The sequence below is a fragment of the Mycobacterium sp. 2YAF39 genome, assembly GCF_052114565.1.
In the GTDB taxonomy this organism is placed as follows: Bacteria; Actinomycetota; Actinomycetes; order Mycobacteriales; family Mycobacteriaceae; genus Mycobacterium.
Map to the genome: position 1 here is coordinate 454,292 of NZ_JBFREZ010000001.1, position 25,013 is coordinate 479,304.

Consider the following 25,013-nt stretch of genomic DNA (forward strand, 5'->3'; position numbering starts at 1 on the left):
CACCCAGAGACCTGAGGAGAACATCGTGAGCAACATGCAGGCTCGAGTCACCGGCGACGACAACGGCTTTCACGTCGAAGGTTACGAGAAGATCGAATACGACCTCGAATACGTCGACGGAATCTTCCACCCCGCCCAGTACGCGCTGGCCGACTGCTACCGCCCTTACGGACGCGCGTTGATGGTCGTCGACGAGACGGTCTACGAGCTCTACCGCGAGCGCATCCACACCTATTTCGACTGTCACGGGATCGCGCTCACGGTGGTGCCGGTGCAGATCCGCGAGACGGCGAAGTCGCTGGACACCTTCGAGCGGATCGTCACCGAGTTCGACGCCTACGGCCTGGTGCGCACCGAACCGGTGCTCGTCGTCGGCGGCGGACTCACCACCGACGTCGCGGGTTTCGCGTGTGCTAGCTATCGCCGCAACACGCCCTACATCCGGATCCCCACCACGCTGATCGGACTCATCGATGCGAGTGTGTCGATCAAGGTCGCGGTCAACCACGGCAAGAACAAGAACCGGCTCGGCGCCTACCACGCGTCACAGAAGGTGTTCCTTGACTTCTCGTTCCTCGCGACGCTGCCCACCGACCAGGTGCGCAACGGCATGGCCGAGCTGATCAAGATCGCCGTGGTCGGCCACGAGGGCATCTTCACTCTGTTGGAGACGTATGGTCCGGATCTGCTGCGGACCCGTTTCGGCCATCTCGACGGGTCCGCCGAGCTGCGCAGTGTCGGGCACCGGCTGACGTATGAGGCGATCGCCGCGATGCTCGAACTCGAGTCACCCAACCTGCACGAGATCGACCTCGACCGGGTCATCGCGTTCGGCCACACGTGGAGTCCCACATTGGAACTCGCGCCGCCGACGCCGTTCTTCCACGGGCATGCCATCAACATCGACATGGCGTTGTCGGTCACCCTGGCCGAGCAGCGAGGGCTCTTATCGGCCACCGACCGCGACCGGGTCCTCGATGTCATGAGCTCTCTGGGGTTGGCGCTCGACAGCGAGCACCTCACGCCCGAACTGCTCAGCACGGCCACCGCCGCGATCCTCAAGACCCGCGACGGCAAGCTGCGCGCCGCGGTGCCAGACCCGATCGGACAGTGCACGTTCCTCAACGACGTCACCGTCGAGGAACTCGTCGACACGATGACGTTGCACAAGAAGCTGTGCCTGGAGTTCGACCGCGGCGGGGACGGCGTCGACATGTGGGCGCCGATCGACGTGGCCGTCGCCCGTGTCTGATCTCGACGAGTCGCTCACCGTGCCCGCGCGTCCGGTCACGCCGACGACCATCCTGGCCGCCGAATTGTCCGATGTCTACGCAGAATTGGACGCGTCGGGTGGGGCGCCGCCGCGGGTGCTCGAACGGTTGGCGCGAGTGCGGGATCTCGCCGACGGTCTGGACGGCTATCTGGAGCGGTGTACGACGCCCGCGTCGCCGGCGCTGGCCCAGTTGGCACGGCGGACCAGTGCGACCGATTGGGTGAGCCGGTCGGCGGGAACGTTGGAGCAGGAGATGTTGTCCGGCCATGTCGAAGGGCAACTGCTGAACTTCCTGGTCCGGATGACCGGTGCCCGGTACGTGCTGGAGATCGGCATGTTCACCGGGTATTCGGCACTGGCGATCGCCGAAGCCGTGCCCGAAGACGGTGTGGTCGTGGCGTGTGAAGTCGATGCCGACGTTGCGGCGTTCGCGCGCGGATGCTTTGACGACTCGCCGGTCGGTGATCGCATCATTATTGAAGTCGGTCCTGCGATGGACACGCTGCGTCGCTTGGATGGCACGAGTGAGCCGTTCGACTTTGTGTTCATCGACGCGGACAAGGCGGGATATCTGGCCTATCTGGACATGCTGCTCGATTGCGCGCTGCTGGCGCCGGGGGCAGTGATCGCCGTTGACAACACGCTGTTGCAGGGCCAGCCGTACACCGGTGTCGGAGTGACCGCGAACGGGCAGGCGATCGCGTCGTTCAACGAGGCGGTGGCCGCCGATCCGCGGATCGAGCAGGTGATGCTGCCCCTGCGCGATGGTTTGACGCTCATCCGGAGGGTGACGTGACCGCGACTGTCGTTGCTCCGACACCGGTGGTGGCGCGTCCGAGCACCGGCCGGACGGTCTTGGCGCTCCTGGTGTTGAGCCTCGTGGCGCCGGTGAACTTGGCACTGGTCGGCTTGGCGCTGCTGGTGCGGAAACCGTTGTCGCGCAGTGTTCCCGATGTGCCGCGGACGGTGCTCATCAGCGGCGGCAAGATGACGAAGGCGTTGCAGCTGGCGAGGTCGTTCTACACCGCGGGTCATCGGGTGGTGCTGGTCGAATCGAAGAAGTACCGCCTGACCGGTCACCGGTTCTCCCGCGCCGTCGACCGGTTCTATGTGGTGCCCGAGTGCACGTCTCCCGGGTACGCCAAGGCGCTGCTCGACATCGCCCGCCGGGAGAAGGTCGATGTCTACGTGCCGGTGTGCAGTCCGGCGGCGAGCGTGCCGGACGCCGAGGCGCGGGCGCTGCTGAACGAGGTGTGTGAGGTCGTGCACGGTGATAGGACCGCGGTGCGACTGGTCGACGACAAGGTCGAGTTCTCGAGCATCGCGCGATCGTTCGGCCTGCGCGTGCCGGACTCACACCGGATCACTGACCCGTCGCAGATCGACGAGTTCGACTTCCCGCCGGGCCGCGACTACATCCTCAAGCGCATCGCGTACAACCCGGTAGGGCGGATGGTCCTCACCCGCCTGTCCGCCGAGACCCGGTCGCGCAACGGTGACTTCGCCCGCAGCCTTGATATCTCGGCGCGGGACCCGTGGATTCTGCAGGAGTTCATCGAGGGCCGCGAGTACTGCACGCACGGCATGGTGCGCGACGGGCGACTACAGGTGTACGCCTGCTGCGAGTCGTCGGCGTTCCAGATCAACTACGAGCACGTCGACAAGCCGGAGATCCTGGAGTGGGTCGAGCGCTTCGTCGGTGCGCTGGGTGTGACCGGTCAGCTGTCGTTCGACTTCATCGAAGCTCACGACGGGCATGCTTACGCCATCGAGTGCAATCCGCGCACGCACTCGGCGATCACGATGTTCTACGACCATCCTGACGTGGCCGACGCCTATCTGCGCGACGCACATCCGATGATCACGCCGACGACGTCCTCGCGGCCGACGTACTGGCTGTACCACGAAGTGTGGCGGCTGCTCACGCAACCTGATCGGTGGGCACGGCTGCGGACGATCCTTCGCGGGACCGACGCCATCTTCACTCGTTGGGATCCGCTGCCGTTCTTCGCCGTTCACCATGTGCAGATGCCGTCGCTGCTCTGGCAGACCCTGCGGCGGCGGCACAGCTGGACACGGATGGACTTCAACATCGGCAAGCTGGTCGAGACGGGCGGCGACTAGCGATGGCCGGCTCTGTTCTGCATCTCGTCGGCTCGCCGGTCGACGCTTTTCACGCCGAGCTGTCGGCGCTTTATGCGGGAGGGTGTCTGGCTGTCCTGCAGGACCTGTGCGACAACCGCGTCGCGTACGTGTCGCCGGGCGGGAAGTGGCAGTTTCCCTCGGATCTCTCACCGGCCGCGCTCGCCGACGCTCCGTTGTTGAAGACCGCCGACGCTGTCGTGCATCTCGAGCAACTAAACGTGAGCGTCGCTGTGCCGCAGATGTTCTGCCCACCCGGTATGACGTCGTACCGCTCGCTGCTGTACGCCTTGGACATCCCGTTCGTCGGCAACCCCGCGTCCGTCATGGCGGTGGCCGCGGACAAAGCCAAGACGCGCGCGGTCGTCGCTGCGGCCGGTGTTCGCGTGCCGGAGGGTCGTGTGGTGCGTGACGAGACGCCAGTGGACCTTCGGTTGCCGGTGGTGGTGAAGCCGGTCGGCGCGGATAACTCTGTCGGGGTGACGCTGGTCCGTTCCGCATCGGACTACTCCGGAGCTGTACGCGCCGCGCTGGCGCACGGCGACACAGCACTCGTCGAGTCGTACGTCGAGTTGGGTCGGGAAGTGCGGTGCGGCATCATCGTTCGCGACGGCGAGCTCATCGGCTTGCCCCTCGAGGAGTACGCCGTCAACAGCGTTCGCCAGGAAGCGGACAAGCTGGCGCGCCGCGACGACGGCTCGCTCTATCTCGTGGCCAAGGACGACGAGCGCGCGTGGATCGTCGGCACCGACGACCCGATCACTGAGGGGGTGTGGGAGGTCGCGCGTCGCGCCCATGAGGCGTTAGGGTGCCGGCACTACAGCCTGTTCGACTTCCGGATCGACCCGAACGGCGAGCCGTGGTTCCTGGAGGCGGGGCTGTACTGCTCGTTCGCGCCGACGAGCGTGATCGCGGTGATGGCAGCGGCGGCGGGAATTTCGGTCGAGCAGTTGTTCACCGACACGGTGGCCGAACTGGACCGCGAGATGAGCATCGCATGAAAGTCACCGCGCTGAATCCGCTCGGTGCCGTCGTGGACGGTGTGCGCGTCGACGCACTCAGGCAGGCTCATGTCGACGTGCTGCAGCGCTTGCTCGGCGAGCACGGCGTGCTGGTATTCCGCGAACAGAACATCGATGACACGGCGTTCGCACGGTTCCTTCGCGGCTTCGGAGAATTGATGTTCACGACGGGGGAGACGCCGGTCGACGGACACCCGGACCTCAACGTCGTGAGCAACGTCGGCCGTGAGACGCCGCCGCGCTCCGAGTTTCACGTCGACACGAGCTACGTCCGAATTCCGCCGGCGTACACGGCGTTGCGCGCCGTGGACGTACCGGAAAGTGGCGGGCAGACGTTGTTTTCCAACCAGTATCGGGCGTATGAGGGCCTGCCGAAAGAGGTCCGCCAAGACGTCGCGTTGCGTTCAATCACTCATGTCGTCACAGGAGTGGAGGTGAGTGAAGGTGATGAGACGTCGGCGGTGCACCCCGTCGTGCGTAAGCATCCGGTCTCGGCACGTCGGGCCCTGTATCTGAGTTCCCCAGCGCGATGTGCGACGGTCAGCGGCCTGACGCCCGAGGATGGGCGGGCGCTGGTCGAGCATCTGATTGCGCACTGCACGCGAGACGAGAACGTCATGCGGCACGCGTGGGCACCCGGCGACGTGGTGATGTGGGACAACCGCTGCGTGATGCACAGAGCGGATCACGCCGGAGTCGTCGGCAACCGGGTCATGCACCGCGGGATGGTGGCGGACGTCGGTTGACCCAGTAGACGAAGCCCCCGAGGCTCATAGGACGACGCCACTCTGCTGGACGTCGGGCGCTTCGGGGGCTTCGCTGGGACGTCTACCACCAACGACTTACCCTGATGGCGGCTGGGCCCCACGGGTCTGTGCCCTCGCTGTCCGGCGATCAAACCATTTCGAATTCAAACTTTACGGCCGGGTAGCTCCTACACCAGGGCACCCGACCGATACTGCCTCGGTGTCCTGCCGAACCAGCGTCGGCACGACCGGTTCAACGCGCTCTGTTCGGCATACCCGAGCAGACCGGCGATCTGTGACAGATGAAGGTCCGGTTCGGCGAGGTAGCGTGCGGCCTGTGCTCGGCGTTCGCGGTCGATGATGTCTTGGCAGCGGGCACCCTCGTCGCCGAGTCGCCGCTGTAGCGTTCGCGGATGCATGTGGAGCTCGTCGGCGATCGCTTCGGCAGTGCATTGCCCGGTGGGTAGCAGTCGGCGTGCCAGCTCCGCGACGCGATCGGACAGCGTGGCAGTGGTCGGAAGGTACGTAGCCTCGAGGTATTCGGTGGCGATGCGTTGTGTTTGCGGGTCGGCGTTCTCATTGCCACGGGCGGCCAGCTCCGCCGACAGCTCGAAGCCGGCCCGCGGCCGTTCGAAGTACACAGGGCAGCCCAGTGCGTCACGGTAGGCGGCGTCGGTGCCCTGTTGGGGATGCGGAAATGAGACGGCGTCCAGACGCGCTGACGGCCCGCCGAGCATGCGGACGATCTGCGCGGCGATGCCCATGCTCAGCTCGTATGCCTGGATTGAAGGAACTCCCAGCTCGACGATTTCGTAGCTGAACTCCACGCCGCCATCGTCGCGTGGCTGGGCGGCCAGCGTGAGCGCGGGGGAATGAATGTAGAGGAAGCGCTCGACGGCTTCGATACCGCTGAGCACCGTCGACGCGCTGCGCACGATCACTGCGATGGGCCCGATGATGTGCAGGCCTTGGCGGCCCGATAGGCGCAACCCGAAGTCGGGGCAAGTCAGCTCCTCGGCGGTGGCTTCGAGTATCCGGACGAGCGACGCAAAAGGGATGAACGTGTCCTCCTCTAGCTCGGTGCCCGAAGGGATGCCGAAGCGGTCCAGAAACACCGCCGGGTCGGCCCCGAGCTCGCGTACGAGCCCGGGGTAGCCCCACATCGCCGTGGCCCGGATGAGGTTGCCCACCGTTGCCCCCTGTCGGAAAATGGTAAAAAATTGTCGGCTTTGGTCAAGACCCGAGGATCTGCTGACCGCCATTCTCAATGCATGAAGCGACGCATGGTGAGGATTCGTCGCGAGATCGTGCAAGCGGCACTGAGGGGGTGCCGCTCGCCGTTAGCTTCGCATCGGACCTCGGTGCGCGTTGATCGAAAGATGTATGACGCCGTCACCGCGTTGACGCGACCGCTCGAAGGCCTTCAGTGGCAGCGAGAGGTCGTCGGCGGGGTGCCGGTGGAACGGACGGTGAGCCCGGGAGCCAACGCGACGCTGGTCTATCTGCATGGCGGAGCGTACGGGCTGGGCAGTGCGTACGGCTACCGGGGTGTCGCGGGCAGGCTGGCCGAGGCGGCGTGGATGGCGACCGTGTTGCCGACTACTCGTTGGCGCCGCAGGCAGTGGCACTCGAGGAGATGGTCGAGGTCTACACGGCGTTGTTGGCAGCCGGAATGAACCCCCACATGACAGTGATCGCGGGTGATTCAGCGGGTGGCGGGCTGGCGCTGGCCCTGGCGATGACGTTGCGGGACAGGGGAATCCCAGGACCGGCGGCATTGGGTTTGATCCACCCGGTGATCACATCGTCAGTGTCTCCGGCGTGTGGGGACTTCGAGGATCTGCCGCCGATTGTGTTGCAGAGCGCGGGCGAGGATGCGCTGGTGGAGACGATCGTCAGCGGGGCAACTGATGTCGAGCACCAGAAGTTCGACGGACTGTGGCACGACATCCACCTCTACGCGGGTGTGTTGGCCGACGCCGATTTCGCGCTGGCCGAGCTTGGTGCGCGGTTGCGCGCGCACGTGCTGGCCACGGTGGAAACGACCTGATCCCGACGAGAGTCGCCGCAAGCACCGTGAATGACGACGGCCAGGTTCCTCAGGAGTGCTTGGCGATGTAGTCGTCGGCGTCCTTGTCGCGGTTGTCGACGTTGACCGTCGTCTCGCGATCGGCATAGAACTGCAGCCACTGCATCGCCAACTCGTGCCGGAGCTCCAGGGAAGCGCTCTTGATGAAGTCCGGCATCGCCTCGCGCTCTTCCTCGTCGAGGTGTTCGCCGTTCTGCTTACGGGCCTCGAAAACGGCGTCGAACCATTCCTTCGTGCCCGGTTTGTGTTGGCGAGAGCGACGAATCGCGTCGCGGATCGCGTTGTGGTCGGTGATCGCGTCCTCGGTCTCGTCTTCCGGGTCACCCTCGGGATTGCCGCGGTCCTCGCTGCCGCCGTGCTTGAGCAGTGCCGGGTAGAACACGGCCTCCTCGGCTTCGGCGTGGACATCGAGGCGGTCGCCGAGGGCATTCCAGATCGCGGCGAGCTCGGCGTCGGACTTCGCGTCGTCCAGCAGGAAGAATTGACGACGAAACCAATCGTGGTCGGCGTATACCAGCTCGATGATGTCCGCCATACAAACAGTCTCCTCAGTCCGACGAGAGTGACACTAATTCGAACGTGCGCACCGCACCCGCGACCGTGGCGCGGCACATGGATAGCAGCGGCTCCGACATCTTCTCCGCGAGAACGACGTTCACCGAACCCGGGTCCGTGGACAGCTCGACGCGGATCTGGTGTTCGGTGTGTTCGACCTTCAGCGGTGACAGGGCGTGGATGCGGTCGTCACCCAGCGACTCGCGCGCGAAGTACTGCGCGGCCTGCACAGGGTGTGGGAGGGACGTGCGTCCGCGCAGATATCTGTGGTCCAGCCGACCGTCGAGGTACTTGGCCACCAGCTCGGCGGAGTCGGTCGAGTCGACGCGCCCGTAGAGCAGGCCCTCGGGCAGGATCAGCATGGTGGCGGCGAACCGGTCGCCGCCCAAGTGTGAACACTCCCAAGTCAATTCGGGGTATTCGGCCGCGATGGCCGACGCCGCGCTCCGTCCCCGCACGGCGCAGCATTGGTCGTGCTTGCCATGCGCGCAGACGGCGACCAGCGGGCCGTCGACCCGCTGGCCGTCCGAGCCGTCCAAGGCGATGTCCAGGTACCCGCGGGCGTCGTCGACCTCTCCGCCGTAGAGCGCCTCGCTGCCCTCCTCGCAATGCGCGATGAACCATCGCCAGCGCGGCGTCTCGTCCCGGCGTCCCGGCCGGCGTATCGCGGTGACCCGCAGGCCTTCTGTTTCGATGCGGCGGCAGATGCTTCGTCCGAGTTCGCGCTCGATGAGGGAGGGGGAGTCGAGGAACGCCGATTGGCCCCAGCCGCCGCACAGTTCGAGCATCGCCCAGGACCGTCCTGCACCGGCCGTGCCGTACATGGGGTCGTTGCGTGTCAGCGATTGGTCGCTGCACGGTATGCGTTCGGGGCTCACCCTTGTGCCTCAACGACGACGGCCTCGCGCAAGAGTCGGCGAATAAGGACCGTCGAGTCGGCGTGGTCGAGATCCGGCAGTGTTTCTGCGTCCGCGGCGAGTCCGTGTTGCAGCGCTTCGAGAGCAGCGGCGCACGAGTCGGGAAACGTGATGGTCCGATCCGGCAGCCGCAGGCACACCTGTTCGCCGAGGTGCTCCAGCGTGCCGATCAGCCCGTGGCGCCATCGAACTCGCAACGTGTCGACGGTGGCCATGGCGTCCAGCGTGGCCAAGGGCCGTACGGCGACGGGGCGGGTCTTTTGCGCGTGACGATCCGATAGCTTCGTGGCTGCCCTGTCGCTGAGGTCGGCGGCGTGATCGCGTAGGACGTCGGTCAGCTGAGCCATCACTTTGCTTGTCGTCGAGGCCATTTCACTGCGATCGGTGGCATCGATGCCCATGGGCAGTGATTTCCGGAACTCTTCGTCCGCGGCGAGCGTGTCGACGACCGCGCGGACGACGTCGAGGTACGTCAGCGCCGAGACTCCGATGGTCAGGTGGATGGACGTGGTGTCCTCGGATCGAGCGGAGTGCACCCACCCGCGCGGAAGATACAGCGCGTCGCCCGGTGAGAGGACGGTGTCGATGGTCGGGGTCTCGCGGCTGCGTGCGGTGACGGCGTCGCGGTGCTCGGTCCACGGCTGGGAGTCCAGCGGGTGCGGGTGCACAGGTTCGTGCACCGTCCAACGCTTCTGGCCGGCGGCTTGCAGGACGAACACGTCGTGGACGTCGTAATGGGGCTCGAATCCCTGAGCGTCCGGCGGGGTGATGTAGGCGTTGGCCTGCACGGGGTGACCCAGGTCGTCGGTGAGGCCGCGCACGAAATCGATCAGCGGGGGCCACAACCGGTGCAACCCCTGAAGGACGATCGTCGCACCGGCGGCGAATTCGGTCAGCACCTTGGCTGAGTCGACCTGGTCGGGCATCTCGGCGCCGAAGCCGGCCGGTCCGGTGTAGCAGCCGCGGGCCAGCACGTCGCCCGTCTTGGCCATCCTGATGAAGGGCGCGCGTACCCCGCGCTCAGCGATGAGCTCGTCAACCGCAGTTGGTGAGAGGAGATCGCTGAAGTCGCGGGGTAGCGCGGTGCTGCGACTGAGCAGGGGTTTGCGGCCCCAATATTCGGTGGCGAACGCACCGGTATCAGTGGCTACGCACCGGCTCAGCATGCCGGCCTCAGGCGGTTCCGTCGGCACCGCCGTCGTGACCCTCGGGGTTGGAGCCGCCGTCGGCCGTGCCCTCGCCGCTCTTATCGTCGTCCGCGGTTCCGTCGGCGCCGCCGTCGTGACCTTCGGGGTTGGAGCCGCCGTCGGCCGTACCTTCTCCGCCGCCGCCTGCTGTCGTCATGTCGTCATCGTCGAGTGCCATGATGATTTCCTTTCTTGGGCTGCAATCATGCTCTTCGGGTGTTCACCCGCCAAGCGCTGCCCAAACGCCGTAGCGGGGGCAATCTTTTGGTCGATATCAGGCGGGCGAATCAGCGATGAGCGTTGAGCGGATCCTGAGGGTCGCTCGCGTTAGAAGTGTTAGTGAGCTGTCCGTCTGGCTCCACGTGGACGGTGCCGTCCTCATGGGCGCCCGGCAGGTCGGGCATCTCATGGCGATTACCTGCCGCGTCTCGTCGGAGGAACCACACCAGTACGCCCACCGACGTCGCCCCGGCCGCGATCACCGTCGGCCACGCCAAGGCTTGAGCGAGCCAGATGCGCCGCTGGGCCTTGACGATCTGTTTTTCTGCACGCCGGAGCCGGGTCAGCTTGTTCATGCCGCCGGGATGCCCACGACGGACCCGTGGAAAACCAGCGGAAGAGCGGCGCGCAGTATGAGCCTGGTGCCGCGGTTGAACTCCACCGTGCCCAGGCCGGTGTTGACGCGGTTGATCTGCTCGGCGGCACGGTGCAACGTGCGGCGCTGCTCGGCACGACGCCGACGGGGGCTCAAGCGGTGCTGGGGATGCCGTTTCATCGCCTCACCAAGGACTCGCGCCGGCGGATCGCGGCCGAGCTAGATCAATCCAGATCCGAACGTTCACCTCGCCACCGGCCCTGCGCAAGGCGCGCGCCGAGATGGCGGCCTATTTCCCGGCGGTCCCGAGGGTCGTTCGCGCACCCGGCGCCACCGGGTGAGTCATCTTCGCCCGTGCTGGGCACTGGGTGCCGAGTAGATTCCGGCCGATGAATGCCAACGTGTGGAACCTGGATGCTTCGGATGGTCGGCTGCTGGTTCACACCGGAGTCACGGGCAGGGCGGCCAAGATGGGCCACCGGTTGACGATCGCGATGACCACCTGGCTGGCCACGGTGCGGTGGAGCGGAGGCGAGCCGGTGGAGGCAGAACTGACGGTCGAGGTGGATTCCCTTGAAGTGGTGAAGGGTGAAGGCGGCTTGAAATCGCTGTCGGGACCGGAGAAAGCGCTGGCACGGTCGAACGCATTGGGAGTCCTTGACGCGCAACGGTTCCCGAAGATCCGCTTCCTGACCAGCGGCATCGAGAAGTCGGACAACGGCTATCTGCTGACCGGCACCCTGGAGATCCATGGTGTGGCCCAGGAGCGCGAGATCGACCTGTGCGTCGAGGATCTCGGTAAGGCGTGGCGACTGTCGTGCGAGGCTGACGTTCGCCAATCCGAGTTCGGTGTAAAACCGTACTCGATGCTGTTGGGATCGATGAAAGTCGTTGACTCCGTGACGGTGTCGTTCACCGCCGAACGGGCAACGAAAGGCTGAATCAACCGGCCCGGAGCGCGGCTGCGGTCATGGTAGGGGCCATTCGTGCACCGGGGCACCCGTGTGCGCGTGCTCGACATACCGCCGAGTCATCTCATGCAGCGCCGCGATGCGCTCGAGCCCGCTCTCCTGCAGACCGCGCACCGTTTCCATCTGCCAGGCGGCACCGGTACGGCCGCTTCGAACCCGCGCTTCGATAATGCCGAGGTACCGATCGCGGTCATGGGTGTCCACGCCCCAGGCGTCCAGGCCGGCTGCGGCGGCTGGCAGCAGGACCTCGAGGGTGAGTCGATCGGCCGGGTGATCGGCGCCCCGCCAAAACAATTGCGCCGCCAAGCCGTCGCGCGCCGCGCGGTGCAGGTCCCGCTCGGCGACCTCGAACGGCATCTGCTCCCACGGCGCTGGATCGCTGTCGGCGATGGTGCGGATCAGCCCGTAATAGAACGCGGCGTTGGCGATCATATCGACGGCGGTCGGCCCGCTGGGCAGGACCCGGTTTTCGATGCGCAGCTGCGGACGCCCGGTCTGCACGTCGTAGACCGGACGGTTCCAGCGCCACACCGTGCCGTTGTGCAGGCGGAGCTCCCGCAGGCCCGGGGTACGCCCGGCCGCGAGCGCGGCGTCGGGATCCTCGGCCTCCAGCGTCGGGACCAGCGGCGCAAAGTCGCGGACGACTTCGTCGAACAGCTCGACCGGGCCGTCGATCCACCGGTCGCCCAGGCGAACGCGCGCCGGAGCACCCGCGCGGACCTCTTTAGGACGGCGGGTGTCAAGCAGCTGCTCCAACAACGTGATTCGGGTTTCCTGCCAGACCTGGTACCCGAGCAGGTATGGCGCGTTCGCGCCCACCGCGACCTGAGCGCCGGCGATCGTCTGGGCGGCGTTGTAGTAGGCGGCGAACCGGTTCGGCGGCACCCGCAGGTGCAGCTGCAGGCTGGTGGTGGCGGCGTCGGGGGCGACGGAGTCGGTGCTGAACTCCACCGGCTCGCATCCGTCGTCGATGCGCACCGTGAAGGGGCGGTGGCGAGCGGCGCGTATCCGGCGCGACAGCAGCTTGTAACGCGGGTTGTGTGAGATGCGCTCGACGGTCAGCTGGTCGGCGCTCAGGGTGGGCAGCATGCCGACGGCGATCATCCGAACGCCCAGCCCCTCGATCGCGGCCCTGCACCTGTCGAGCACGTCGACAAGGGCGGATTCGGAATCGCGCAAGACCGGGCCCCGCAGGGGCAGGGGAGCCAGGTTCAGCTCGACGTTGAACTGGCCGAGCTCGTGCTGCATGTCCGTGCGACCGAGGCGTGTCAGGACCGCGTCGTTGATCAGCCGCGGCCGGCCCAATGGGTCGACGAGATCGAACTCGACCTCCATGCCGATGGTGTCTTCGTGGGCGTCGAACCAATCGTCGTTCACCATCCGCCGCAGCGCGGCGACGCATTGCTCGAGTCGGCGTCGCACAGCGTGGTCGTCGCCGACAGCGAGGGCGGAGGGCTCGACCCGCTCACCCATGGCACCCTCCTGATACGCAGGCGTTATTCGAGCGCGTCGACCGGCGCGACGACGCTCTCACTGCGCTGTCCCAGCCACGGCGTCATTGAACTTGGCCGCTTCGTCCACGAAGGGCTCGTGCCCAGACCGGTCGAACCAGAGCAGCTCCTTCGACGGTGCATGCAGCGCGTCGAAGTAGGCCACGCTCGTTTCGGGCGGCACCCAATGATCACGACGTCCGAGGAAGAAGAAGACCGGCATCTGCAACGCCGGTGCGGTGTTCAAGAGGTTTAGCGACGAGACCTCGTCCCACATCGCATCCATGGTGAATCGGAAGCCGCGGTACTCGTTCGGCAGTTCGAGTATCGATGATTCGGTGCCGCCGAGCGCGACGTGTCGGAATTTCCAGAGCGACTTCGGGCTCAGTTGGCCGTCGAGGCGTTGCAGCCAGGTCCGTTCCTTGAAGACGCTGGACGCTGGGTACGGCGGCGGTCCGATCGCGCACAGGCCTTCGACGGCCCTGCGGTTCTTGCGACGCCACGCCTCGGCAAGACCGTATGCGTAGGAGGCCGATTCCGCGGCGGCCCAATCACCGATCTGGCCGGTGCCGACGTAGGCTCCCACCCTCTGCGGGTGTTGGCTTGCATAGAGCACGCCGAGCGCCGAACCCCACGAATGTCCGTGCAGCACGACCTGCTCCTGACCGAGGCGGGCGCAAACCGTGTCGACCAGCTCGTCGAGGTCGGCGATGAATCGCTCGACCGTCATCGAGGACCGCGGGATGTCTCGGTCGAACGACTTGCCCGCACCACGCTGGTCCCAATAGACAACGGTGAACCGTCTCTCCAGGTCAGAGTTGAAGTGGCGAAAGAATCGAGTCTCGCTGAACCCGGGTCCGCCGTGCAGATGAATCAGCGGCGGGTTGGCGAGGTTCTGGCCGCGAATCAACACCCACTGGTCGACGCCGCCCAGTCGGCAGTAGCCGAGCTCGGCGATACTTTCCGGCAGGACGCCGCCGTCGGCCGTGCGAAATGGTCGTGTGCGTCCAGGCCTGCTCATCCTTGGCACCCTGCCTCTGGCGGCCTGCTCGGGCTAGAGCCCAACGGCCCGCATTCAGGGGTCCGCTGCTGCTGACTCGACAGGGCGTGGAAACGCCGTCACACCCCGGCGGGCGCCTTCGGCGCCGCCTTGGTGCATCTCGTTACGACATGATGGGTGCCATGAACGGAACACGGTTGAGCCGGACGGTGCGTGCCGTCGGGGCAGTCCTCGGACTGATCGCGGCAATGCTGTTGTGCGGACCGACCACAGGGGTTGCCCAGGCGGCCGTTGCCGCGCCAGCGGGGGATGTCGTCGCAATCGGTGATCCGCATGCACTCGGGGTGGTCGATCTGTACGTGGATCCGATGTGCCCGTTCAGCGGGCAGATGGTCCAGGAGCAGGGCGACGAAATCGGCCGACGCATCGAGGACGGCAGGCTTCGCGTCAACCTCCGATTCGTGGATTTCCTGGACAAGTACTCGGCCAGCAAGACGTATGACATTCGAGCGATCTATGCGGCCTTCGTGATTGCGGATCAGTCGCGGACAAGCGACGTCTCGTGGCGCTTTGTGCAGCAGATCTTCTCGGTAGAGAATCAGCCGGAAGAGCAGGGGCCCACGGATCTCGACAACAATCAGCTCGCCGATCTGGCCGGCGTCGCCGGTGCGCCGCAACCGGCCCAAGATCTCATCAGGCTCGGCCTGCCGATCGGTTACGACGCGCACACCATTGCGGCCAACAACCTCGCGCTCCTGCGCCAGTTTCCCGAGCCCGGCGTCCCGACCGTCGTGATCAATGGTCAGCCCGTCGACGGGAACACGGACTGGCTCGAGCAACTACCGGGCTGAGGTCACGCGCTGACGGGCACTTTCGCGCTCCTGCGCATCTCTTGCTTGATCGATGTGAACTCCGAGATGGTCCGGGTGGCGACCGTCGCGACGGGGCGGACGTTGCGGCCCGTCGCCTCGGTCTTGGACACCATCACCACGCTGTCGATGTAGGGCTGAATCGTCGTCGCGTTCTGCACGGTCGCCACGATCACCAGCTGGAAGCCGAATTTCCGGAACGCTGATAGCGCCTGCTGCGCGAACTGGGGATCGGACTTGGAGAACGCCTCGTCCAGCATCAGCTGCGCGAAAACCGGTGTGTTGTCGGCACTTTCGGGGCTGGCCAGGTTGAAGCTCAGCGCACCGGCGAGGCAGAACGCCATCAGCTTCTCCTGCTCACCGCCGGAGTTATCGCCCGCATTGCTGTGCGTGCGGATCAGCTCGTCGCCCGCCCACTCCGCGCAGTCGAACGTGAACCGGTTGCGTACGTCCAGAGCGTCCCGCGTCCACGCTTTGTCCTCCGGCGCGGTGGACGCCAGCCGGTTGCGCAGCCGCAGAATGTCGGCGTACTGATCGAGGATCGCCTGCTTGTCGCCCAGCCCCACCTCGGCGATGCGCCGCGAGATGGACCGCACGATCTCGGTGAGCTCGGCGACCGCGGGCAGTACGCGCGGCGTCGCGCGCAGCGTCAGCCGAGTGCCACGGTTGAACTCCACCGAGCCCAATCCGGTGTTGACGCGGTCGATCTGCTCGGCGATGCGCCTCGTCTCCTGCTCGGCGACGCGGTGCAGCGTGAGGATCGCGTCCGGCGCCTGCTCGGTGACCAGACGCATCATCCGCTCATAGGCGTCGGGCAGCTCACGCTCGTCGATGTGGCGGCACAGCGCGACGTAGTCGTGCACCCGCTCGTCGAAGTCCTCGCTGTCGTTGGGGATCGCGTCGGGGAACGACGTGTCGAACGTGTTGAGGATGCGGGCCAGCTCGTCGTAGGACCGCCGCCGACTCTCGCGCAACGACTCACGATCCTTCTTGATCGACGTGAACAACGCATCGCGGTGCGGTTCGGGATCGAGCAGCTCCAGCGACACGGGCAGCGCCGCGGCGTAGCGGTGCAGCAGCTCGGTCAGCGGCTCGGACACGAACGCCGGCGACAACCGTTCGGCCAGCTCCATCAGCCGGGTGCGGCGCTCGTCGAGGCCGTCGCGCCGCGTCTGGATCGCACCGCGGCGCGTCATGAATTTCTGGATCTGCGACCAGCATTCGTCAGCGCGGCCGTTGAGCTTGTCCAGGTCGGGGTTCTCGGCGAGCAGCAGCTCGTACTGTTCGCGCAGTCGCTCGGCATGGCCGTCGGCGGTCTCGGTGTCGATCTGGCTCCACTGCGGGTACTGCTCGCAGATCGCCTTGCAGGCGGTCGCGCGGTCGCGCCACTGTTGGCGTTGTGCGGCGATGTCGTCGGCGACGCGGCGGGCCTTCTGGTACGTGTCCTCGGCGGTGGCGAGTTCCAGTGTCAGCGCGTTGATCTTGGCGGTGACGTCGCCCTGGTACAGGTACTCGGATTGTTTAACGGCCTTGCGGTCGTCCTTGACCGCGAGCCGGTCGGAGTCCTTGTACAGCCCGGTGTCGGTGACCGCGCGCCGGAAGCGAGCGAACACGTCAGGGGTGTCGACACAGATGTGATCGCCGGCGTTGGTGATGACGTCGACGGCTTCGGCCGCGCACGGATGCGCGGGATCGACAGCGAAGAGCTTGCCCGCCAACGTGTTCGGCTCGGGGGCGACAGGTTCGGCGCCCAGGAACTTGGCGCGCACATGGTGCAGCTGCAGGCGGCCGCGCATGTCGGTGTCGTTGACGAACCGCAGCACCTTCTCCCAGTGCTGGTCGGGCACCAGCAGTCGCAGCCCTGCGCCTCTGAGGACTTTCTCGACGGCGGTGCGCCAGCGGGTCTGGTCCGGCTTGAGGTCGAGGAGTTCGGCGATGTAGGGCAGTTCGGTGGAGTCGGCCTTGATCGCCGCGCAGATGTGGTCACGCATCGCGATGGCGAACTCTGGCAATGCCGAGCCGACATGCTCGACGCGTTTGAGTTCCTTGGCGGCGTCGTCGCGGGCGATGCGGGCCGACTTCTGGGCGTACTCGGCGTCGGTGGACGCCTCGCGGTTGCGCTCGACCTTGGCGAGCAGTTCGGTGGCCTGTGACAGAAGTTCCTCGCGCAGGTTCCAGAACTCGTCGGCGGTGTCCGGGTGCTCGATGTCCTGGGCGGTGAGCATGTCCTCGTAGGCCGAGCGGCGGCGCTCCACCTGCTCGGCTTCGGCCTCGGCAGCGGTCACCTGGGACTGCAGCGGCGCGAGATTCGCGCTGGATCCGCTGATTTGTGCGTTGAGCGAATCCGCTTCCGCTTTGGCCAGATTCAGGCTGCGGGTGACGTCCTCGTACTCGTTCTCGAGCTGGTCGATGGTGCTGTCGAGCGTGGCGATGTGCTCGGGGCACTGAGCGAGGCGGACGTGGTCGGTGAACGCGCGCACCATCGGCGCGTCGACGAGGTCGATGATGCCGAGGTCGGACGACTCCGAGGTGTAGCGGTGCTGGATCTGCTCGATGTCGCCGAGAATCTTGCGTTTCTTCTGCGCGACGGCCAGCAGTTCGCGGGCCTCGACGAGTGGGTCGATCTGTTTGAGCGCCTCGGGCAGCCGGGCCAGGCTGTCGGGCTCGTCGAGCATGAACTCGCGGACGAACTGTTCCAGTCCACCAACGCTTTTCAGCGACTTCGCCTTGCCGAGCAACTGCTGGGCGGCATCGGAGGCGCGGATGCCGATGGTCGCGTACAGCTGCGCGAGGTATTGGGATTCAACTTTGGTGGAGAACCGCCAGTCCTCCGTGAAGACTTTCGCGTCGAAACGACCGGCCGCCCATCGGTTGCAGACGTCCTCGATGTCGAGGTCGCCGTCACCGAGGATGAAGCGGCTCGACGAGTCGTTGCGCGATTCACCGGTGAGCCACTTGAGCACCAGGCCGGTGACGGTGCGCCCGGAGTCGCTGGCGTAGGTGACCGCGACGGCCGACCAGGCGGTGCCGTCGCCGCGCAGGTACATGACACGGCTGGAGCCGCCGTCGCTGCGCTGGCCCCAGGCGCCGCGAACGTACTTGTCGACGGTGCGGCGGCCGGCGCTGGAACCCGCGGCGGTGTTGTCGCCGGAGGCGTTGAAGTTGCGGCGGTTGAACGGCAGGAAGCCGAGCGAAATAGCATCCAGCAGTGATGATTTGCCGCTACCGGATGCGCCGGCGATCAGTGCGCCGCCGCTGCTGAACGGGATGGAGTGATAGCCGTCGAACACGCCCCAGTTGATGACCTGCAGCCGGGACAGATGGAATTGTTCAGTCATCGTCGGCCTCTTCGTCCTCGGCCGGTGCGCCGCCGTTGAGCAGTTGTTCGAATTGCTGTTGCAGTTCGGTGATGACCGAGGCGGTCATGATGGCGGTGATGACGGGGGAGATGGTGTAGCTGTCTTCGTCGTCGCGGCTCTTGCGCAGGATCTCCAGGCCGGTGAGTCGGGCGATGGCGGCGTCTATGCGGGCGGCGAAGGTGACGGCATCGCGGTCGGTGTCGTTGAGGATCGCGGAGAATAAACCGTGCATCTCCTCGCGGCTGATGAGGACGCTCTGTCCGGCGGCGGCGCGCATCATCTGGGCGAGGTGCAGCGCGAGGATGGAGTCGTAGGTGCCAAGAGGCTCGCGGCGCAGAACCTTGATGCCCCTGGCAGATTCGTAGCGCGCCTGCTCGATGAATGCGATATCGGTGCCGTCGACGATGCGCAGGATCAGGTCGAGTTCGGAGAGCCGGACGGCGAGTTCCTTGCGGTATTCGAGGACCCAGCTGTAGATGTCGGCGTCGGCCTCGGCGCTGATGTAGCGGCGGGTGAGCAGGTGCTGCAGTGTCCAGCAGGCGCGGTCGGGGAGTTCAGAGACGTCACCGTCGAACCGCGGACGGCGGACGCCGGGCGGACGTGCGGTCTGTTGGTCGACCTCGGGGAGTGAGGAGAAGTCGATATCGGCGTCGGTGGTCATGTGCTGGCTCCGGCGATAGTGGTGATGGGTTCGGTGAAGGTCAAACGGGGAACGGCGATTTCGCGGTCGCGGCCGTCGAGGGACCGGAAGCGGACGGTGGAGGATTCGGCGTCTGGTTTGTTGGGCTGGGTAAGCGCCCAGGACCACAACACGATGACGTGGCCGAGGTAGGCGGTGTCGAGCATGGCGACGGCGTCGGGGAGTTCGACGGGCCCGTCACGCAGGGCGTGGTTGAGCATGTCGGACATGGCGGGTGCATCGACCTGCGTGGTGAGGGCGGCGAAGCTGGCGAGGTCGACATCGCTCGCGGCGTGTTCGGCAGGCTTGGGGTTGGACAGGTCGCCGATCTTGAAGCTAAGTGCCCCAACGGAACTGATGGCGTGGCGGGTCAGCGGGACGTCGATGTCGAGACGGGAGTCGATGAAGCTGGACTTAAGCAGAGCGCGGGCGGCGCCGATGGCCTCGTTGAGTTGGCGGGCGACGCCGCGGCTCTGCTCCATGGTGCCGAAGGCGGTGAAGCGTTTGACGCGTTGGGCGCAGCGCTGCTGGATGCGTTCGACTTCGTCGATCTGGTGGCCGACGAGTTCGAAGAAGCCGGCCATGACCTTGCGCAGGGCGGGGTCGAGGGCGGGCAGGGCTTCGGCGACAGCGGCGACGTCGGTCTCGAACTCGGCGCGCTGGTCGGGGTCGTTGATCATGCGCAGGAAGGCGCGGTGGGAGTCGCGGCCTTGGGAGTCCCAGGCGGTCTGGTAGTCGGTGTACATCTGGCGCTGGCGGTCGCGGTACTCAATGTTGGAGTCGATGGGTTCGTCGAGGGCGGCGGTGGCCTGCTCGATCATGGTGCCGTACTGGCCGATGTCGGTGATGAGGCGTTCCATCTGCAGGGCGATGGCGCGGGCCTCGTCGTAGCAGTCGGTGACGTCGGGTTGGGGGCGTTGGCCGGCGTCGAGCTGGTCGAGTTCCTCATGGAGAGCGGCGATTTCGGCTTCGATGTGCTTGCGGACGCGGGCGGGATCGTTGTCGACGCGCAGGGCGACCTGCTTGAGGCGGGTCGCGATGCCGGTGATGGAGCCGCCGGTGGCGATGGTGTCCTGGCGGCGCATGCCGCGGAGAAAGTCCAGGGCGCGGCGGGTGTCCTGGGTGAGGTAACAGACGTTCTGGTCATGGCGTTCGTCGACGATGCGGTGCAGCCAGCCCTGGGCGGCCCAGGACTTGATGAGGGCGAGTCCTTGTTGGGGGTCTTTCAGCTCATTGAGGTCGCGTTCGAGGCGGACGACGAGTTCAGTCTCGGGGAGGGCGCCGTCGCTGAGGTGACGCTCCATGAGCGTCGCGTAGAGGTTGAGGTTGGTCGCGGCGAGCAGGCGGATGGCCTGGGAGCCTTGAAGGTCGCGGTTGAGCTCGAGCAACGCGGGCGCCGACAGCCCCGTGTTGTCGTCCACCCGCGTTCCTCTATTCAGTGCGTTGGTCTGGAGGCCTCAACATAGGCGACGGGGGCGACATCTTTAGTGCGCGGCGAGGGAGTGTCGGCGGGATCTTCGTTGATTCGGCATTTGCCGACGTCAGCGAATTGCTTTGATTACAGGGGGATTGTGCTGCGACATGTTTGCGTGGTGCCCCTGTGAAAAATGTTGCTTGTGGTGCTGATGCTAGCCTTCCGGCTGACATCTGCGGGATATCGACGAGGGCGGCGAGTGCTCCCGAGTGCCGGTGGCTCAGGGGGACGCCGATGCTCGGGTCGCGACGGTGAAGCCGAACAGCACCTCGCTGAAGTCGGCGAAGATAGTCGGCGAATATTTACGGTGTTCTTCACGGGCAGGTTGTGAACGCGTAGGCGGTCGATGGGTGTCTTACCTTTGATGCCGGTGTGGGTTCACAGTGATTGTAATGATGTAGCCAGTCCTGGTAGGTCGCTGCGCGGGCTTCCTCGGAAAAGTAGGTCTGGGCGTAGGCCATTCCTGGTTGAGGGTGCGGTTGAATCGCTCTACTCTCCCGTTGGTCTGTGGACGGTGGGGCCGCTGTACGCCATCGTCGAAGCTGCGTCGGAGACGCTGGAGATCGCGCGCGAGGACATCGGGGGTTCGCTGACCCCTTCCGGCGCGGACCGCTGGTCGATCACGCTATTCGACGCTGTGCCTGGTGGAGCCGGGCACGTACTTCAGGTCGAAGAAAACCTCGAACGAGTGTTGCGCGTAGCACTCCGCCGCGTGAGCGACTGCGAGTGTGGACCGGAGACCTCTTGCTATGGGTGTCTTCGCAGCTATCAAAACCAACGCGACCACGATTACCTCTCGCGTGGGGCCGCCGAACAAGTACTTCGGCGGTTGGTAGAGAACGAAGGCGCGGTGGACGTCCAGATCACGGAAGCAGCGGTTCCGGACTCGTTGCCACCGGATTGGGTGCCGGCATATCGGTCAGCGGTCGGCTCAGAGCGAGACATGGTCCTGGCACTCGCGGAAGCGGGCGTAATTCGCCCGGAGCTCGGCTTCGAAAGCGCAGGTGGTATCCCTATTTCTGTCGCTTGGCCTGACCGGCTTATCGCTGCGAGTTTGGGATTGAGACGGCCGATCGTGCAGAGCTTGAGGCCGAGGGATGGACGGTGCTCTCGCTGGAGGCGTTGTCCGCACAGCTCGCGGGTGCTGAAGGTCGGTCGTGAGCATGGAGGCACTCGCCGGCAACTACTTGCTTCGGTATCGGCATGCGGGAGGACTCGCGCCGCTAGTGTCCATAAGCAGGAAAGCCTTGGGGGTGTTTTCGACGGTTACCTGTTGGAAGTGCAGTGCCTAGATACAAGTTCCGCTGGTCGAACCTGCCCACAGCGCTTCTTGATGAACTCTGCTGTGGACTGTTTGAAGACGCCACCGGGCTCGACGCGTGCGATGCACTCCAACAGGCTTACGGCGCGCGGCCAAAAGACGAGTTCGTGGCGGAAGCGTGGGATCTGCTGCGGGAGGAGTGGCTGCACCACGACAAGCCCTCCCGGGACCAAGTGGTCGCAACTCTGCGCGAACTGCGACACGAAGATGGGCTGATTACCAATCGCCGAGCTCAGATGGAGTTTCTGCGTGAACTACGGAACGCCAAGATGCTGCGCTCGGTTGTGTTGCAGTCGTTTGTCGAGCTCGGTGAAACGGATCGCGACCAGCAAGAACCCCAAGTCGATGGCGATTCTTCACCCCCGCCCACGACACCCCCAGAGACCCGCGCGCCCAAACCGCCAAGACAACCGACCGGAGATCACGTATTGACTGCCGTCGTAGACAGCCCCGTAGACCTGAACGTCGCCCCTGGTTCCATCGTGGTCATCCGCGACGAGGAATGGCTGGTCACCTCCGCCGAGCAGGGCGCCGATGGTTGGCTTGTCCGGGTACGTGGGCTCTCCGAACTAGTTGCCGACACCACGGCTGCGTTCTACTCGAGCCTCGACACGATCGAGGTGCAGGACCCGAAGGCCGCGAAGGTCGTCGCCGATGGCTCCTCCGGATACCGCGATTCCCGACTGTGGCTCGAAGCGCTGCTGCGCAAGACGCCGGTGCCCTACGGCGATCAGGCGCTGACCGTCTCGACGCACATGCTGGCCGATCCTCTGGCCTATCAACAGGCGGCGGTGACAAAGGCGCTCGACCCGCAGCACATCCGTCCACGCATCTTGATCGCCGACGCGGTAGGCCTCGGCAAGACGCTGGAGATCGGCATGATCCTGGCTGAGTTGGTGCGGCGTGGCCGCGGGGAACGCATCCTGGTCGTCACACCGAAGCACGTGCTGGAGCAAATGCAGCACGAATTGTGGTGCCGCTTCGCTCTGCCATTCGTCCGGCTCGACTCGACGGGAATCCAGAAGGTACGCCAGAAGCTGCCGGCCACCCGCAACCCGTTCACGTACTTCAAGCGCGCGATCATCTCCATCGACACGCTGAAGAGCCCGCGCTACAAGGCACACCTTGAGCGGCAGCAGTGGGACGCGGTCGTCATCGACGAGGCGCACAACATCACGAATGTCGGGGTTCAGAACAACGAGCTGGCCCGCATTCTCGCCCCGAACACCGAGGCGCTGATCCTGGCGTCGGCGACGCCGCACAACGGTCGCAACGACGCATTCGCCGAACTTCTGCGCCTGCTGGACCCGACGGTCGTCCACGCCGACGGCACCTTCACCAAAGCCGGTATCGAATCGCTACTGATTCGTCGACACCGGCACAGCCCCGACGTCGCCGCGGAGGTCGGCAGCGACTGGGCCGAGCGCGCCGAGCCCGTGCATATCCTGGTCAAACCCTCACCCGCCGAGGACGCGGTCGCCGCAGAGTTGTCGCAGACCTGGCTGCACCCCGAAGGCGGAGCCGCACCGTACTCTGGCGATACCAAGGCGCTGTTCCCCTGGACGCTGGCGAAGGCGTTCCTGTCTTCGCCCGCCGCGCTCGCCGAGTCGATCAAGCAACGCCGTGGCAAGCTCGATCAAGGCGATCCAATGCAGCGCGCCGAACTCACCGCGTTGACCACCCTGAACGAATTGAATTCCTCTGCGCTGCAAGAACAGGCGGGAAAGTTCGCCGCTCTGGTGCATCGCCTGAAGGGCATCGGTGTCGGCAACGGATCGTCCACGCGCGCTGTGGTCTTCGCTGAGCGGATCGCGACGTTGACGTGGCTGCGCGACCATCTCCCCGAGGCCGTCGGATTGTCTGCTGACAATGTCGCGATGCTGCACGGTGGGCTATCCGACGTCGAGCAACAGGAGATCGTCGACGGGTTTAAGCTGGAGACCTCGCCCATCCGCGTGTTGGTGACCGGGGACGTTGCCTCCGAGGGCGTGAACCTGCATGCGCAGTGTCATCACCTCATCCACTACGACATCCCGTGGAGCCTGATCCGCATCGAGCAGCGCAATGGCCGCATCGACCGCTATGGACAGAAGCACCCGCCGGTGATCTCGTCACTGATCCTCGAACCGTCTGATCCCCATTTTTCCGGCGACCTGCGGGTGCTCTCAAAGCTGCTGGTACGCGAGAATCAGGCACATTCGACGCTCGGCGACGTGGCCTCTCTCATGGGCGAGCACAGCGTCACTGGAGAAGAGAACGCGATCCGCGACGTGCTCGCCAAGGGTCTCGACCTCGACGAAGTCGTGCATACCGCCGAGGAGGTCGCGGCCGGCGAGGATCTCAACGCGTTCTTTGCCCAGTTCGACACAGATGACGACGTAACCGCGCCGTTGCCCGCGACACCGCGGCAGAGCCTTTATCCCAACGACCTGACCTTCCTCGACGAGGCCCTGCACGCGGCCTTCCACGACACCCCGCACGCCGCCCCCGAGCAGGGCGGGATCGGCTGGACGGTCAGCGCTCCGCACGGCATTGCCGAACTCGCCCCGCCGCCCGACCTGCGCCAGCGCCTGGCGCAGCTGCCACAGAACTACTTGCACCACGGCCGGGTGCTGGAGAAGCTGAAGCTCGCCACCAACACCGCGGTCGGCAACGCCCAGCTGCGCGCAGCGCGAGAAGGCAAGGGTGTCAACAACACAACCTGGCCCGAGGCGCATTACCTCGGTCCGCTGCACCCGGTGTTGGACTGGGCCAGTGATCGCGCGCTGACCGCGCTGGGCCGCAACCAGGTGTTCGTCATCCGCGGTGACGTCGACGCGCCGACCGTGTTGCTCATGGGCACGTTGACCAACAAGCGGGGGCAACTCATCTCACGGGTGTTTTCGACCGCGGTGTTCCCCAACCCGGCCAACACCGACTTCTGCCTCGTCGAAACGCTGGAGGACCTGACCTTCCTGACGACGCAGACGGCGCTGCGACCCGGCTCATCGAATCCCGGCGCGGTAGCTGAACCCGAGCGGTACCAGCCCCTCATCCCCGTCGCCGTCGAGCACGCCCGCCGCGAGATGCGCTGGGTGCTCGACGCGCAGGAGGCCGCTACGACCGAACGGCTTACGCGCTGGCGGCAGCGAGCGCAGCGCTGGCATTCCGACGCCGACACGCTCGACCTACGCGGTGCGCAGCGCTCGCGCATTGGGCGCCTCGGTCAGCGCATCGACGAGGAGCAGCGCCTCGCCGACCTGTTGGTACCGACACAGCAGCTGGTGCGGCCGCTGCTCGTCGTGGTGGGGGTCGATACCCCCGTCACCGGAAAGGACGACTGAA

Annotated in this window: 22 protein-coding genes and 2 pseudogenes; 11 read left to right on the forward strand and 13 right to left on the reverse strand. The window is 65.7% G+C overall.

Translation table 11 applies throughout. The annotated features are described in order from the left end of the window. Positions 1-34: 34 nt before the first annotated feature. Genes AB4Z42_RS02315 through AB4Z42_RS02335 form a run of 5 tightly spaced genes read left to right on the forward strand, consistent with a single transcriptional unit; the run spans position 35 to position 5,183 of the window. Entirely contained in the window at positions 35-1,252 is a 1,218-nt protein-coding gene (locus tag AB4Z42_RS02315) for a sedoheptulose 7-phosphate cyclase (RefSeq protein ID WP_442008094.1), read from the forward strand. Next, positions 1,245-2,069 (forward strand): O-methyltransferase, encoded by an 825-nt coding sequence (locus tag AB4Z42_RS02320; RefSeq protein WP_442007496.1) that lies wholly within the window; start codon positions 1,245-1,247, stop codon positions 2,067-2,069. The genes AB4Z42_RS02315 and AB4Z42_RS02320 overlap by 8 nt, the downstream gene beginning before the upstream one ends. Then, positions 2,066-3,397, forward strand: coding sequence for an ATP-grasp domain-containing protein (locus AB4Z42_RS02325; RefSeq protein WP_442007497.1), 1,332 nt, complete (start codon positions 2,066-2,068; stop codon positions 3,395-3,397). Before AB4Z42_RS02320 ends, AB4Z42_RS02325 begins: the two co-directional genes overlap by 4 nt. Before the next feature lie 2 nt (positions 3,398-3,399). Further along, the gene (locus tag AB4Z42_RS02330; RefSeq protein ID WP_442007498.1) at positions 3,400-4,416 is read left to right on the forward strand and encodes a D-alanine--D-alanine ligase family protein; all 1,017 of its coding nucleotides are present in this window, start codon (positions 3,400-3,402) and stop codon (positions 4,414-4,416) included. Next, positions 4,413-5,183 carry a TauD/TfdA dioxygenase family protein gene (locus AB4Z42_RS02335; protein ID WP_442007499.1) on the forward strand — a complete coding sequence of 257 codons (771 nt, stop codon included), beginning with the start codon at positions 4,413-4,415 and terminating at the stop codon, positions 5,181-5,183. The genes AB4Z42_RS02330 and AB4Z42_RS02335 overlap by 4 nt, the downstream gene beginning before the upstream one ends. Before the next feature lie 188 nt (positions 5,184-5,371). Here the strand turns inward: AB4Z42_RS02335 and AB4Z42_RS02340 are convergent, their stop codons facing one another. Beyond that, entirely contained in the window at positions 5,372-6,346 is a 975-nt protein-coding gene (locus AB4Z42_RS02340) for an AraC family transcriptional regulator (RefSeq protein ID WP_442008095.1), read from the reverse strand. Positions 6,347-6,759: 413 nt separating this feature from the next. Here AB4Z42_RS02340 and AB4Z42_RS02345 point away from each other — a divergent pair, with 413 nt between their 5' ends. Beyond that, positions 6,760-7,233 (forward strand): alpha/beta hydrolase, encoded by a 474-nt coding sequence (locus AB4Z42_RS02345; protein WP_442007500.1) that lies wholly within the window; start codon positions 6,760-6,762, stop codon positions 7,231-7,233. A 49-nt stretch (positions 7,234-7,282) separates the two neighbouring features. Here the strand turns inward: AB4Z42_RS02345 and AB4Z42_RS02350 are convergent, their stop codons facing one another. The 6 genes from AB4Z42_RS02350 to AB4Z42_RS02375 all read right to left on the reverse strand — a co-directional run bounded on the left by AB4Z42_RS02350 (position 7,283) and on the right by AB4Z42_RS02375 (position 10,706). Further along, on the reverse strand, positions 7,283-7,807 hold the full coding sequence (locus AB4Z42_RS02350; RefSeq protein ID WP_442007501.1) for a hemerythrin domain-containing protein: 525 nt from the start codon (positions 7,805-7,807) through the stop codon (positions 7,283-7,285). A 13-nt stretch (positions 7,808-7,820) separates the two neighbouring features. Beyond that, positions 7,821-8,705 (reverse strand): sucrase ferredoxin, encoded by an 885-nt coding sequence (locus AB4Z42_RS02355; protein WP_442007502.1) that lies wholly within the window; start codon positions 8,703-8,705, stop codon positions 7,821-7,823. Next, the gene (locus tag AB4Z42_RS02360) at positions 8,702-9,910 is read right to left on the reverse strand and encodes a cupin domain-containing protein (RefSeq protein WP_442008096.1); all 1,209 of its coding nucleotides are present in this window, start codon (positions 9,908-9,910) and stop codon (positions 8,702-8,704) included. The genes AB4Z42_RS02355 and AB4Z42_RS02360 overlap by 4 nt, the downstream gene beginning before the upstream one ends. 7 nt (positions 9,911-9,917) lie before the next feature. Then, positions 9,918-10,109, reverse strand: coding sequence for a hypothetical protein (locus AB4Z42_RS02365; RefSeq protein WP_442007503.1), 192 nt, complete (start codon positions 10,107-10,109; stop codon positions 9,918-9,920). 109 nt (positions 10,110-10,218) lie between these two features. Continuing rightward, the gene (locus AB4Z42_RS02370; protein WP_442007504.1) at positions 10,219-10,506 is read right to left on the reverse strand and encodes a hypothetical protein; all 288 of its coding nucleotides are present in this window, start codon (positions 10,504-10,506) and stop codon (positions 10,219-10,221) included. Next, on the reverse strand, positions 10,503-10,706 hold the full coding sequence (locus AB4Z42_RS02375; RefSeq protein ID WP_442008134.1) for a hypothetical protein: 204 nt from the start codon (positions 10,704-10,706) through the stop codon (positions 10,503-10,505). Before AB4Z42_RS02375 ends, AB4Z42_RS02370 begins: the two co-directional genes overlap by 4 nt. A gap of 77 nt (positions 10,707-10,783) precedes the next feature. On the opposite strand from AB4Z42_RS02375, the pseudogene AB4Z42_RS02380 reads away from it, so the two are divergent. After that, a pseudogene (locus AB4Z42_RS02380) lies at positions 10,784-10,867 on the forward strand (GNAT family N-acetyltransferase); the annotation flags it as partial. Between the two features lie 48 nt (positions 10,868-10,915). Continuing rightward, positions 10,916-11,467: a YceI family protein gene (locus AB4Z42_RS02385; RefSeq protein WP_442007505.1), complete on the forward strand. Its 552-nt coding sequence runs from the start codon at positions 10,916-10,918 to the stop codon at positions 11,465-11,467. Positions 11,468-11,494: 27 nt separating this feature from the next. Here AB4Z42_RS02385 and AB4Z42_RS02390 read toward each other — a convergent pair whose 3' ends face one another. Next, positions 11,495-12,970, reverse strand: a complete 1,476-nt coding sequence (locus AB4Z42_RS02390) for a hypothetical protein (protein ID WP_442007506.1) — start codon at positions 12,968-12,970, stop codon at positions 11,495-11,497. Positions 12,971-13,027: 57 nt separating this feature from the next. Further along, positions 13,028-14,008, reverse strand: coding sequence for an alpha/beta fold hydrolase (locus AB4Z42_RS02395; RefSeq protein ID WP_442007507.1), 981 nt, complete (start codon positions 14,006-14,008; stop codon positions 13,028-13,030). Positions 14,009-14,169: 161 nt separating this feature from the next. Here AB4Z42_RS02395 and AB4Z42_RS02400 point away from each other — a divergent pair, with 161 nt between their 5' ends. Then, a complete protein-coding gene (locus AB4Z42_RS02400; RefSeq protein ID WP_442007508.1) occupies positions 14,170-14,838 on the forward strand; it encodes a DsbA family protein in 669 nt (222 codons plus the stop codon). A 2-nt stretch (positions 14,839-14,840) separates the two neighbouring features. Here AB4Z42_RS02400 and AB4Z42_RS02405 read toward each other — a convergent pair whose 3' ends face one another. The 4 genes and pseudogenes from AB4Z42_RS02405 to AB4Z42_RS02420 all read right to left on the reverse strand — a co-directional run. After that, positions 14,841-18,194: an ATP-binding protein gene (locus AB4Z42_RS02405; RefSeq protein ID WP_442007509.1), complete on the reverse strand. Its 3,354-nt coding sequence runs from the start codon at positions 18,192-18,194 to the stop codon at positions 14,841-14,843. Next, positions 18,187-18,876, reverse strand: a complete 690-nt coding sequence (locus AB4Z42_RS02410; RefSeq protein WP_442007510.1) for a DUF4194 domain-containing protein — start codon at positions 18,874-18,876, stop codon at positions 18,187-18,189. The genes AB4Z42_RS02405 and AB4Z42_RS02410 overlap by 8 nt, the downstream gene beginning before the upstream one ends. Next, positions 18,873-20,315 (reverse strand): DUF3375 domain-containing protein, encoded by a 1,443-nt coding sequence (locus tag AB4Z42_RS02415; protein ID WP_442007511.1) that lies wholly within the window; start codon positions 20,313-20,315, stop codon positions 18,873-18,875. The genes AB4Z42_RS02410 and AB4Z42_RS02415 overlap by 4 nt, the downstream gene beginning before the upstream one ends. A gap of 374 nt (positions 20,316-20,689) precedes the next feature. Next, a pseudogene (locus AB4Z42_RS02420) lies at positions 20,690-20,891 on the reverse strand (integrase core domain-containing protein); the annotation flags it as partial. Here AB4Z42_RS02420 and AB4Z42_RS02425 point away from each other — a divergent pair. Next, on the forward strand, positions 20,883-21,905 hold the full coding sequence (locus tag AB4Z42_RS02425) for a DUF1998 domain-containing protein (protein WP_442007512.1): 1,023 nt from the start codon (positions 20,883-20,885) through the stop codon (positions 21,903-21,905). The pseudogene AB4Z42_RS02420 and the gene AB4Z42_RS02425 sit on opposite strands and share 9 nt — an antisense overlap. Beyond that, entirely contained in the window at positions 21,797-25,012 is a 3,216-nt protein-coding gene (locus AB4Z42_RS02430; protein WP_442007513.1) for a helicase-related protein, read from the forward strand. The genes AB4Z42_RS02425 and AB4Z42_RS02430 overlap by 109 nt, the downstream gene beginning before the upstream one ends. The last annotated feature ends 1 nt before the right edge of the window (position 25,013 follow it).

What these genes read in the sequence shown, in the direction of transcription:
- AB4Z42_RS02315 (WP_442008094.1), top strand. Translation starts at nt 35, where the DNA reads ATGCAGGCTCGAGTCACCGGCGACGACAACGGCTTTCACGTCGAAGGT.
- AB4Z42_RS02330 (WP_442007498.1), top strand. Translation starts at nt 3,400, where the DNA reads ATGGCCGGCTCTGTTCTGCATCTCGTCGGCTCGCCGGTCGACGCTTTT.
- AB4Z42_RS02335 (WP_442007499.1), top strand. Translation starts at nt 4,413, where the DNA reads ATGAAAGTCACCGCGCTGAATCCGCTCGGTGCCGTCGTGGACGGTGTG.
- AB4Z42_RS02340 (WP_442008095.1), bottom strand. Translation starts at nt 6,346, where the DNA reads ATGTGGGGCTACCCCGGGCTCGTACGCGAGCTCGGGGCCGACCCGGCG.
- AB4Z42_RS02350 (WP_442007501.1), bottom strand. Translation starts at nt 7,807, where the DNA reads ATGGCGGACATCATCGAGCTGGTATACGCCGACCACGATTGGTTTCGT.
- AB4Z42_RS02360 (WP_442008096.1), bottom strand. Translation starts at nt 9,910, where the DNA reads ATGCTGAGCCGGTGCGTAGCCACTGATACCGGTGCGTTCGCCACCGAA.
- AB4Z42_RS02365 (WP_442007503.1), bottom strand. Translation starts at nt 10,109, where the DNA reads ATGGCACTCGACGATGACGACATGACGACAGCAGGCGGCGGCGGAGAA.
- AB4Z42_RS02370 (WP_442007504.1), bottom strand. Translation starts at nt 10,506, where the DNA reads ATGAACAAGCTGACCCGGCTCCGGCGTGCAGAAAAACAGATCGTCAAG.
- AB4Z42_RS02375 (WP_442008134.1), bottom strand. Translation starts at nt 10,706, where the DNA reads ATGAAACGGCATCCCCAGCACCGCTTGAGCCCCCGTCGGCGTCGTGCC.
- AB4Z42_RS02385 (WP_442007505.1), top strand. Translation starts at nt 10,916, where the DNA reads ATGAATGCCAACGTGTGGAACCTGGATGCTTCGGATGGTCGGCTGCTG.
- AB4Z42_RS02390 (WP_442007506.1), bottom strand. Translation starts at nt 12,970, where the DNA reads ATGGGTGAGCGGGTCGAGCCCTCCGCCCTCGCTGTCGGCGACGACCAC.
- AB4Z42_RS02395 (WP_442007507.1), bottom strand. Translation starts at nt 14,008, where the DNA reads ATGAGCAGGCCTGGACGCACACGACCATTTCGCACGGCCGACGGCGGC.
- AB4Z42_RS02400 (WP_442007508.1), top strand. Translation starts at nt 14,170, where the DNA reads ATGAACGGAACACGGTTGAGCCGGACGGTGCGTGCCGTCGGGGCAGTC.
- AB4Z42_RS02405 (WP_442007509.1), bottom strand. Translation starts at nt 18,194, where the DNA reads ATGACTGAACAATTCCATCTGTCCCGGCTGCAGGTCATCAACTGGGGC.
- AB4Z42_RS02410 (WP_442007510.1), bottom strand. Translation starts at nt 18,876, where the DNA reads ATGACCACCGACGCCGATATCGACTTCTCCTCACTCCCCGAGGTCGAC.